Origin of the sequence: Sphingomonas sp., from assembly GCF_039595165.1 — a bacterium.
Taxonomy (GTDB): domain Bacteria; phylum Pseudomonadota; class Alphaproteobacteria; order Sphingomonadales; family Sphingomonadaceae; genus Sphingomonas.
Map to the genome: position 1 here is coordinate 1 of NZ_JBCNMA010000126.1, position 9,615 is coordinate 9,615.

Below are 9,615 nucleotides of genomic sequence, written 5' to 3' on the forward strand. Positions count from 1 at the left end.
CCAGCACCTTGCCCAGCGGCGACAGCGCGATGTCATCGGCAGGCGCAGGAGCGGCTCGGCTATCCCACCCAGAAGCCGATCGCGCTGCTCGAGCGGATCATCGCGGCCTCGTCCAACGAGGGCGATGTGGTGCTCGACCCGTTCTGCGGCTGTGGAACGGCGGTGCACGCCGCGCAGAAGCTGGGGCGGCGCTGGGCGGGGATCGACGTGACTCATCTCGCGATCAGCCTGATCGAACAGCGGATGAAGGCGGCGTTCCCGGGCATTGCCCTCAACGTCGAGGGCACGCCGCGCGACAGCGCTTCGGCGGCCGATCTGGCGCTCCGCGATCGCTACCAGTTCCAATGGTGGGCGGTCTCGATGATCGACGCGGTGCCGTTCGCCGGCGGGCGCAAGGGGGCCGATGGAGGGATCGACGGGATCATCTACTTCAGGCCGGAGCGGCAGCGCACCGCGAAGGCACTGATCTCGGTGAAGAGCGGCGAGCATGTCGGGGTGAAGGCGGTGCGCGACCTTCACTCGGCGATGGAGCGCGAGAAGGCGCCGATCGGGGTGATCCTCAGCCGCACGCCGCCTTCGGCGCCGATGCTGCGCGAGGCGGCGGCGGTCGGACGCTTCCATGCCGAAGCGACCGGGCGGAGCTATGCGCGGATGCAGATCCTGACCGTGGACGAACTGTTCGACGGCCGCCGGCCGGACATCCCGCTGGTCGATCCGGCCGCGGCGTTCCGCAGCGCGCCGCGCGAGACGGAGGTGCAGGCGCAGCTGCTGTAGCGCATCGCTTTCCATCCCTCGGCTTCGCCCCTAAACCCGCCTGTGATGACGGGCGCCCCCTCCCAGCCGATCCCCGCCGCGACGCTGATCGTGATGCGCGAGCCTGCCTTGGGGCAGCCGCAGCTGCTGATCGTCGAGCGGTCGGCGGCGATGCGCTTTGCGGGCGGAGCGCTGGTGTTTCCGGGCGGGCGAGTCGATCCGGGCGATCGCGCGCTGGCGGCGCTGCATCCCGGCGATCCCGAGGACCTTGCCGCGCGAATCGCGGCGATCCGCGAGACGATCGAGGAAGCGGGGCTGGCGGTGGGCACCGCGGCCCTGGCCGAGATCGACGGCGTTCGTTCGGCGCTATACGGCGGGACGCCTATCGGCGAAGCAATGGCCGAGGTGGCGCTAGACCTCGACGCGCTGGTTCCCTTTGCCCGCTGGCTGCCGCCGGAAGACGTGTCGCACAAGGTGTTCGACACGCGCTTCTACCTCGCCCGGCTGCCGGATGGTGCCGAGGAAGCGGGGGTCGACGGGAACGAGAATGTCCGGCTGTTCTGGGCGACCGCCCAGGAGGTGCTGAATGCCGCCGACGCGGGGGAGGCGCGGATCATCTTTCCGACGCGGCGCAATCTCGAGCGGCTGGCGCAGTTCGGCAGCTTTGCCGACGCAGTGGCGGACGCCCGGGCACATCCGATCGAGGCGATCACGCCCTGGGTCGAGATGCGCGACGGGGAGGAGCGGCTCTGCATCCCCGAGGGGCTCGGCTATCCGGTGACCTCGCAAGTGATCGGGACGGCACTGCGGGCATGAAGCTGCTGCGCAACAGCCTGGCGGCGATCGTGGTGGCGGCGCTGCTGCTCACCCTGGTGCTGCTGCTCTACGCGATGGTGCGCGACCGGCCGCAGGATTTGCCGTGGACCGAGCTCGATCTCGGCCAGCCGGTGGGACTGTTCACCGGCCGCAAGCTCGCCGCGCTGACCGAGGACTTCCCGGCATGCCGCAAGGCGCTCGACAGGGCCGGGGTGCGCTACACTGCGCTCGCGCCGCTGAGCGAGCAGGAGGGCGAATGCGGCTATGCCGATGCGGTGCGCTTCGCGCCGGGCGGAGCGCGGCGGATCCGGTTCGCGCCGGGCGATCTTGGCGTCTCCTGTCCGGTGGCAGCGGCGCTCGCGATGTGGGAATGGGACGTGGTGCAGCCGGCGGCGCAGCGTCACTTCGGGCAGAAGGTGACCGAGATCGAGCATTTCGGCAGCTATAATTGCCGGCGGATGTACAATCGCGAAGGGGCGAGCTGGAGCGAGCATGCGACCGCGGACGCGGTGGACATCGCGGCGTTCCGTCTGGCGGACGGGACGCGCATCCGGTTGGTCGGCGACTGGCAGGGGCGCGGGTCGAAGGCGCGGTTCCTGCGCGACGTGCGCGACGGGGCGTGCGGACTGTTCGGGACCGTGCTGTCGCCGGATTACAATGCGGCGCACCGCGACCACTTCCACCTGGACCAGGCGGCGCGAACCTGGCGGGCCTGCCGTTAGCCGCGGCCAATCCGTGCTCCTGCGAAAGCAGGAGCCCAGAGCCACAAGCGATGCGCCTCGAACGCTGCGCTCCTGCTTTCGCAGGAGCGCCAATGGTCAGCTCGGCAGCGGCTCGGTGCCGACCTTCTCCACCCATTGCGGGAAGAATGCCGGCTGGCGGTTCGACCAGCCCGACGCGGTCGCCGCGGCTTCGCTGATCGACTGAAGCAGCTTGCGGCGCAGATCCGGATGCAGATGCGGAAGCGCCGCCGCCGCGCAGAAGGCGGCGGGCAGCCACGGCCGCACTTCGGCGCCGATCAGCCGCTCGTAGAGGAAGCGATAGGCCGAGAAGCTGGTGAGCCGGCCCTGTCCCAGGTCGAATGCGGAGACGGTGACCAGCGGCGCCATGAAAGGCTCCATCGCGTCGAGTCCGCTGTCGTCGGGGATCAGCGCGCGAATCTCGGGCAGCCGATCATACATATGCGCCTGGGCGCGGATGCTGGCGGCCTCGACCACGTCGCGCGACCAGCGCTCCATCGCGTCGGTCCGCTCGAGCCCGACGTCGAGCGCGCGGCGGATATACCGCTGCGTCGCGGCGGCGAAGCCCGCGAATTCCTTCATCTCGGCCAGCGTCATCGCGCCTTCGGCCGGCTTACTTCGTGCGCTCATTCTCCTTCACTCCCACCCCACTCAACTCAATCTCCTCACGGTGGAGGATGCCCCAGGATGGTTAACACCAGCCTTAACCCCGCGTCGTCCGCCGTTCAGACAAGGAATCACAGATGGTTTTGCGTTGCAACATTGGTTGCGGTGAACCGAGCGGTGCTGAAACAAAGAGATGTGGATCGCGACTTTCGGGCAACAAATGCGACTCAAGACCGTAACGACCGCGGGCGGAAGTTTACACAGGGTTGACACTATCGCGAGGTTTCGGCGGTGGGCGATCGGCATGTTCCGCAGTGGAGCAGCAGCTTAATGAGATAGCCGGATGATTGCATGACACGTGACTGGCGAGGGCTGACGGTATCAAAGAGCGGATCAGCCGAGGGGAGCATGCGAAATCCAACATTGCAAGCGTTCGTCGGGTTGATCCGGGCATCTGGCCGGGCCGAAATGCCAGTCATCGCCGCGGCGAAACGATTCGTCGGATATCGGGCGCGGCGCCCTAGGATCGGCGGAACCATTCTGCCACGACCCCTGCATCGAGATTCGGGGTCTGAAGGGGGCCACCATGAACGCCAAGATTCTTGCGGCGCGATTCGCGCTGATGGCCGCGCTTTGCCTCGCGACGATCGCCCCCGCCAACGCGCAGTTCTGGCAGTGCGTCCCCTATGCCCGCATGATCTCCGGCATCCAGATCCACGGCAACGCACACACTTGGTGGGCGCAGGCGGAGGGCCGCTACGAACGTGGCCGCGAGCCGGTCGAAGGCTCGGTCATGTCGTTCGCCGCGACTCAGCGCATGCGCCTCGGTCATGTCGCGATGGTCTCGAAGGTGATCAGCGACCGCGAAGTGCTGCTGACCCACGCCAACTGGTCGCGCCGCGGCGGCATCGAGAAGAACGTCATCGCGGTGGACGTGTCCGAAAAGGGCGACTGGAGCCGCGTCAAGGTGTGGTTCGCCTCGAACGGCGGGCTCGGCACCTCGATCTATCCGGTCAACGGCTTCATCTACACGGGCAAGGCGCCGGCGACGGAGACCGAGCAAGCGCCCTTCGGTGGCGTGACGATCGCGGCGATCGATCTCGAGAAGTTCGGCATCACGACCGCCCTGCAGAAGTAAGCTTCCGCGCCTGCCATCGTCGTCATCCCGGCCCCGTAGCCGGTTCACGCTGCCTCACTCGATTCGCTTCGAACTCGAGCTGGGCCGCCCGCATCCCGATGGACCCCGGCCCAAGGCCGGGGTGACGGTGGCGATCAGGATCGGCTTCTGGGCGTGAACGTCATCGCCAGCCCGTTCATGCAATAGCGCTTGCCGGTCGGCGGTGGGCCGTCATCGAAGACATGGCCGAGATGGCCGCCGCAGCGGCGGCAGAGCACTTCGGTGCGCGGCACGCCGATGACATAGTCGGTGCGCGTGCGGACCGCGTCCTTGAGCGGAGCGTAGAAGCTCGGCCAGCCGGTGCGGCTGTCGAACTTGGTGCGCGAGCTGTAGAGCGGCAGGCCGCAGCCGGCGCAGGTGAAGGTCCCGGCGCGCTTTTCCTTGTCGAGCGGGCTGGTGAAGGCGCGCTCGGTCGCCGCCTGGCGCAGCACGCGATATTGCGCGGGACTGAGCCGCTTGCGCCATTCGGCGTCGGTCAGCGTGAACTCGAACCGCTGCGCCGCTTCGGATTCCGGCGAAGTACAGCCGAAGGTGACGGCGATTGTTCCTGTACCGGCAAGGGCGAGCAGGTGACGGCGGGTGAATGGCATGCGCGAACCTCTGGAATGCTGTTTCCAAGATGGGAAACGAAGACCGCCGCGTCAAAGCGGCGCGGCGCAGCCATGATTATCGGGCACAATCATCGCGATAGATCGTTGAGCGGAAACTCGTTGCGAATTGGACTGCCGTGGCGCGCTATTATTTCAAGCTATACGACAGCTCCGGTCCCACGCCGGACGTCGAAGGATGCGATCTAGCCAGCAATGCCGCAGCGCATCGCCATGCCGTCGCCGCGGCGCGAGCGATCATGGCCGAGGATGTTCGCGAAGGGCATCTGTGCCTGAGCGACTATATCGAGGTTTCGAACGACAGCGGCGAAGTGGTGTTGAATCTACCCTTTTCCAGCGCCGTGAAGATTGACCAATAGGATAGATCGAACACCGACACCGGCCCCCTATCCTGGATCAAGGAACCCCACCCTCAATTCAGTCATTATAGCTTCATCGCTGGCCGGACCACCCGGGCGTCAGCGGCTGAGAGACAAATCGTCGCGCTCCCGCCCTAAGTTCACGGAGCGCACCCATGACCTCTCACACCTTGACACCGTTGCTGCGCAAGCTGGAATCGCGCGCGCTGCTGAACGATGACGATCGCGCAGCAATCCTCGCACTGCCCTATCGGCGCCAGCTGGTCGAGCGCGAGGCCTATTTCGTGCGCGAGGGCGAGCGGCCCGAGCGTTCCTGTCTGCTGCTTTCAGGCTTCGCGTTTCGCCAGAAATTGACGTCCGAGGGAACGCGCCAGATCATCAGCCTGCACATCGCGGGCGATTTCGTCGATCTGCAGGGCGTGATGCTCAACCTCTCCGATCACAATGTGCAGGCGCTGACCCGGTGCGAGCTCGCGATCGTGGCGCGGAGCGACATTCGTGAACTGGCATGCGCCCATCCCACGGTTGCGATGGCGATGTGGACCGACACGCTGATCGACGCCTCGATCTTCCGCGAATGGGTGCTCAATGTCGGCCGGCGCGACGCGCTGACGCGGGTCGCTCACCTGCTGTGCGAGATCGCGCGGCGGATGGAAGCGGCCGGGCTCGCCGACCGGCTGCGCTACGAGATGCCGATGAGCCAGGAGCAGCTGGCCGATGCGACTGGCCTGACGCCGGTGCACGTCAACCGGATGCTGCGCGATCTGGACCGCTCGGGCCTGATCGTGCGCACCAACCGCACCATCACGATAAAGGACTGGGCGGGCCTCAGCGACGTCGCCGATTTCAACGAGAACTATCTGCACCTCGACCAATTGGCGACCGAAGCTGCCCGGATGCAGGAAATGTCGGTCTGCGCGGCGGCCCCCTCCTAGTAGCGGCTGAGCTCCACCGGCATCTTCTTGTAGCCATGGACGAAGCAGGCCGAGACTCGCTCGGGCTCGACAATGACGTTGGGGCGCAGGCGGCGCTTCGCCATCTCCTCCATCAGCACGCCGATCTGCAGCTCGGCGAGGCGCGCCCCGACACAGCGATGGATGCCATGGCCGAACGCCAGGTGGCGACGGGCGTTGGGGCGGTCGACGATGATCTCGTCGGGGCGCTCGAACACGCTCTCGTCGCGGTTGGCGGAAAGATACCACAGGACGAGCTTGTCGCCCTCCGCGATCCGCTGACCCATCAGCTCGGTATCCCGCGTCGCGGTGCGGCGCATGTGCGCGAGGGGGGTCTGCCAGCGGATGATCTCCTGCGTCGCATTGGGGATCAGCTCGGGGTTGGCTTCCAGCTTCGCGCGTTCCGCGGGGAATTGCTCGAGCGCCCAGGCATAGGCCGACATCGAGTTGCGCGTGGTGTCGTTGCCGCCGACGATCAGCAGGATGAGGTTCCCCAGGAACTCCATCTGGTCCATCTCCGCCATCGCGTCCGAATGGATCATCATCGAGATGAGATCGGGGGTGGGCTCCTTGCCCACCTTGGAGTTCCACAGCGCACCGAATTCGGCGGCGCACTGGAACAGGATCTGGCGGCGCTCCTCCTTGCGCACGGGGTCCTTGGCGATCTCGATGTCGCCGGCCCAGTCGGACCAGTAAGTGAGCTTGCGGCGCTCTTCCCACGGGAAGTCGAACAGCAAGGCGAGCATCTGCGTGGTGAGCTCGATCGAGACGCGGTCGACCCAGTCGAATGTCTCGCCGACCGGGAGCGAATCGAGGATCTCGGCGGTGCGCGCGCGGATGTCGCCGGTCATCCGCACCATCTCGCTCGGCGTGAAGGCCGGGGCGACGGTGCGGCGCTGGCCGGTGTGCTTGGGGCGGTCCATCGCGATGAACATCGGCATCTTGATGTCGCCCTCCATCAGGTCGGCGACGGTGATGCCGCCGGCCTGCGAGGAATAGAGGTCGGGCAGCGATTCGACCTCGACGATCGGCTTGTAGGCGGAGATCGACCAATAGGGACCGAACTCGGATTGCTCGCAGCGATAGACCGGCGCTTCGACGCGCAGGCGGCGGAAGGGCGCGTGCCAGAGATCGTCGCGGTACAGTTCGGGCCGGGTGACGTCGAGCGGATCGACCGCGGGCGCGGGTTCGGGCGCTAGGGTGGCCATGGCGATACTCTCCCGGGAACGCTGTTCGCCCGGGAGAGTGGATTAACTGACAGGTTTGTCAATAGCGGGTTCGACGGGGCGTTTGCGCAATCGGAGCTTGGGGCTGCCCGACTGGAGCACGCCGCGGCGGAACAGGCGCGCCGCGATGGTGATGGTCACGGCGACCCATAGCGCCTGCCAGGCGAGAGCGAGCAGATGCGGTAGCAGCTCCGGCGCGTTGGCGGCGCGCGCGACCATCGCGAAGGGCGAGCTGAACGGGAACGCCTCGGCGGCGGTGGCGACCCAGCTGTCCGGCTGCGCCGCGGCGGCGGAAGCGAAGCCGAACATCGCGACCTGGAAGATCGTGATGGGCAGCGAGAGCATCTGCAGCTCGCGCTGAGTCGAGGCTTGCGCGCCGAGGCCGAGGAACACGGCGCCGAGCAGCATATAGGCCATCACGAAATAGGCGAAGAACAGGAGGCCGAACATCGGCAGCCCCACGGCCGGGCCGACATCGATGAAGGCGGTGGCGATCCGCGTCGGCAGCAGCGTGGTGACGTTGACCGCGACCGTGCCCCAGAAGCCGAGGAACAGCAGCGCGACGCCGAACATGCCGAGCAGCTTCCCGAAGAAGACGCTTTCGAGCGGGACCGCGGCGGCGAGGATCTCGATCACCTTGTTCGAGCGCTCCTCGGCCATGGTGCCGACGACCTGGCCGGCGAGCAGCAGGCTGACCATGAACAACGCCGTGACCGCGAAGAAGGCGGCCTGGCCATGGCCGCTGGAGGTCGAGCCGGGGCGGGCGATGACGGTCTTGGTCGCCTCGCTCAAGGGCGCGGTGGTGCCGGCGCGCTGGGCGCGTAGCACCTGATCGGCGAGCTCGGCGAGATAGCTCGCCGAACGCGTGCCGTTGACGCTGTGCAGGATCTGCGGCCGCTGGAGGGGGCCGTACATCACGGCGTAGGTGTCGATGTTCCGGCGCTCGAAGATCGCGCGGGCCTGGGCCTGCGGGTTGGCGGACGGCGCCTCGACGACCAGCTGCGGGGGGCGTTCGCGCTCGCGGAAGACGTCGCGGAGCTGGCGGTCGACGGCGATGGCGGCACGCGCCTGCTCGCCGCCGGAGAGGATCACGATGCGCGCCTTGTCGTCGCCGCTCTTGCTCATCGAGGCGGCACCGACCCCGCCGATCGCGCCGAAGCCGACCATCATCAGCGGCGCGAACAGGAAGAGCAGGAAGGTCGGGGTGAACACCGTCGCGACGAAATCGCGGCGGGCGATCGTCATCGTCTGGCGGACGAGGCGGGCGAGGCTGCTCATGCCTGCGTCTCCAGCTTTTCGGCTTCTTCGAGCGCCTCGCGGCCGACGATGCGGACGAACACGTCGTGGAGCGACGGGCGCTCGATCGACAAGCCGGAGATGCCGTAGCCGGCCTCGATCAGCTTGACCAGCGTCGCCTCGATCCCCTCGTCGGGCAAGGTGAAGCGCCAGCCTTCGCCTTCGGGCGCGGCATCGGCGGGAAGGAGGGCGCGGATGCCCGGGTTCGGGTGGTGCGGGACATAATGCGCCTTGAACGGGAGCGTCGCGCGCGCGTCGGCGACGGTGCCCTCGAAGCGTACCTTGCCGCCGGCGATGATCGCGAGGCGGTCGCACAGCCGCTCGGCATGCGCCATGACGTGAGTCGAGAAGAGAACGGTCGCGCCGCGGTCACGCTCGGCGAGGATGAGCTTCTCGAGCCGCTCCTGGTTGACCGGATCGAGTCCGGAAAACGGCTCGTCGAGGACGAGCAGGTCGGGCTGATGGACGACCGAGCCGAGCAGCTGGACGAGCTGGGCCATGCCCTTGGAGAGCTTGCGGATCTTCTGGTCGGTGGCATGGCCGAGCCCGGCGGCCTCCATCAGCGCGACCGCGCGGGTGCGGCCGGTGCGCCAGTCGAGCCCGCGCAGCGCGCCCATGAACGCGATCGCCTGGATGGTCTTCATGCCGGGATAGAGGCCGCGCTCCTCGGGCAGATAGCCGACTTGGTCGCTGACCTCGCGCGGGCGATCGTTGCCGAGCACCGAGCGTTCGCCGCCATCGGGCTCGATGATGCCGAGCAGCATGCGCAGCGTGGTGGTCTTGCCCGCGCCGTTGGGGCCGAGCACGCCGTAGATCATGCCCTTGGGCACGGCGATGTCGACGCCATCCACGACGCGGCGGTCGCCGAAGCGCTTGATCAGGCCGGTGGCGCTGACCGCCAGTTCGCTACTCAACAAAATTCCCCTCGGTCACGGAGCCGTGGTAGCGGGGGGTGATGCAGCTAGGCAAGTCACTGGAGGCGCGAATCCGCGAAAAGGCGGCGGAGCTGGGCTTCGCGGCGTGCGGGATCGCGCGCGCCGACGCCGCGCCGCTGGCGGGCAGGCGGCTGCACGAATGGCTC

The 9,615-nt window shown here is 67.4% G+C and carries 11 protein-coding genes; 6 read left to right on the forward strand and 5 right to left on the reverse strand.

Features of this window, described 5'->3' with window-relative positions; all coding sequences use genetic code 11:
* From ABDV68_RS16040 to ABDV68_RS16050, 3 genes are all read left to right on the forward strand, one after another.
* A partial coding sequence (locus tag ABDV68_RS16040; RefSeq protein WP_343521106.1) for a DNA methyltransferase occupies positions 1 to 774 on the forward strand: 774 nt, incomplete at its 5' end.
* Between the two features lie 45 nt (positions 775 to 819).
* Complete coding sequence (locus ABDV68_RS16045) at positions 820 to 1,569, forward strand: NUDIX hydrolase (protein WP_343521107.1); 750 nt, start codon at positions 820 to 822, stop codon at positions 1,567 to 1,569.
* Positions 1,566 to 2,291: an extensin family protein gene (locus tag ABDV68_RS16050; RefSeq protein ID WP_343521108.1), complete on the forward strand. Its 726-nt coding sequence runs from the start codon at positions 1,566 to 1,568 to the stop codon at positions 2,289 to 2,291. The genes ABDV68_RS16045 and ABDV68_RS16050 overlap by 4 nt, the downstream gene beginning before the upstream one ends.
* A 96-nt stretch (positions 2,292 to 2,387) precedes the next feature.
* Here ABDV68_RS16050 and ABDV68_RS16055 read toward each other — a convergent pair whose 3' ends face one another.
* Entirely contained in the window at positions 2,388 to 2,939 is a 552-nt protein-coding gene (locus tag ABDV68_RS16055) for a hypothetical protein (protein WP_343521109.1), read from the reverse strand.
* Between the two features lie 562 nt (positions 2,940 to 3,501).
* On the opposite strand from ABDV68_RS16055, the gene ABDV68_RS16060 reads away from it, so the two are divergent.
* A complete protein-coding gene (locus ABDV68_RS16060) occupies positions 3,502 to 4,053 on the forward strand; it encodes a CHAP domain-containing protein (RefSeq protein ID WP_343521110.1) in 552 nt (183 codons plus the stop codon).
* A gap of 134 nt (positions 4,054 to 4,187) precedes the next feature.
* Here ABDV68_RS16060 and msrB read toward each other — a convergent pair whose 3' ends face one another.
* Positions 4,188 to 4,682: a peptide-methionine (R)-S-oxide reductase MsrB gene (gene msrB / locus ABDV68_RS16065; protein WP_343521111.1), complete on the reverse strand. Its 495-nt coding sequence runs from the start codon at positions 4,680 to 4,682 to the stop codon at positions 4,188 to 4,190.
* 137 nt (positions 4,683 to 4,819) lie between these two features.
* Between msrB and ABDV68_RS16070 the strand changes: the two genes are divergently transcribed.
* Positions 4,820 to 5,059: a hypothetical protein gene (locus ABDV68_RS16070; protein WP_343521112.1), complete on the forward strand. Its 240-nt coding sequence runs from the start codon at positions 4,820 to 4,822 to the stop codon at positions 5,057 to 5,059.
* 155 nt (positions 5,060 to 5,214) lie between these two features.
* The gene (locus ABDV68_RS16075) at positions 5,215 to 5,994 is read left to right on the forward strand and encodes a Crp/Fnr family transcriptional regulator (RefSeq protein ID WP_343521113.1); all 780 of its coding nucleotides are present in this window, start codon (positions 5,215 to 5,217) and stop codon (positions 5,992 to 5,994) included.
* Here ABDV68_RS16075 and ABDV68_RS16080 read toward each other — a convergent pair.
* Genes ABDV68_RS16080 through ABDV68_RS16090 form a run of 3 tightly spaced genes read right to left on the reverse strand, consistent with a single transcriptional unit; the run spans position 5,991 to position 9,448 of the window.
* A complete protein-coding gene (locus ABDV68_RS16080; protein WP_343521114.1) occupies positions 5,991 to 7,220 on the reverse strand; it encodes a cytochrome P450 in 1,230 nt (409 codons plus the stop codon). The genes ABDV68_RS16075 and ABDV68_RS16080 overlap by 4 nt on opposite strands.
* A 42-nt stretch (positions 7,221 to 7,262) precedes the next feature.
* Positions 7,263 to 8,516, reverse strand: a complete 1,254-nt coding sequence (locus ABDV68_RS16085) for an ABC transporter permease (protein ID WP_343521115.1) — start codon at positions 8,514 to 8,516, stop codon at positions 7,263 to 7,265.
* Positions 8,513 to 9,448, reverse strand: a complete 936-nt coding sequence (locus ABDV68_RS16090; protein ID WP_343521116.1) for an ATP-binding cassette domain-containing protein — start codon at positions 9,446 to 9,448, stop codon at positions 8,513 to 8,515. Before ABDV68_RS16090 ends, ABDV68_RS16085 begins: the two co-directional genes overlap by 4 nt.
* Positions 9,449 to 9,615: the final 167 nt, after the last annotated feature.

Bases quoted from the DNA above. Each gene is read 5' to 3' on its own strand.
- ABDV68_RS16075 (WP_343521113.1), top strand. From the start codon at position 5,215: ATGACCTCTCACACCTTGACACCGTTGCTGCGCAAGCTGGAATCGCGC.
- ABDV68_RS16045 (WP_343521107.1), top strand. From the start codon at position 820: ATGACGGGCGCCCCCTCCCAGCCGATCCCCGCCGCGACGCTGATCGTG.
- ABDV68_RS16085 (WP_343521115.1), bottom strand. From the start codon at position 8,516: ATGAGCAGCCTCGCCCGCCTCGTCCGCCAGACGATGACGATCGCCCGC.
- msrB (WP_343521111.1), bottom strand. From the start codon at position 4,682: ATGCCATTCACCCGCCGTCACCTGCTCGCCCTTGCCGGTACAGGAACA.
- ABDV68_RS16055 (WP_343521109.1), bottom strand. From the start codon at position 2,939: ATGAGCGCACGAAGTAAGCCGGCCGAAGGCGCGATGACGCTGGCCGAG.
- ABDV68_RS16080 (WP_343521114.1), bottom strand. From the start codon at position 7,220: ATGGCCACCCTAGCGCCCGAACCCGCGCCCGCGGTCGATCCGCTCGAC.
- ABDV68_RS16050 (WP_343521108.1), top strand. From the start codon at position 1,566: ATGAAGCTGCTGCGCAACAGCCTGGCGGCGATCGTGGTGGCGGCGCTG.
- ABDV68_RS16060 (WP_343521110.1), top strand. From the start codon at position 3,502: ATGAACGCCAAGATTCTTGCGGCGCGATTCGCGCTGATGGCCGCGCTT.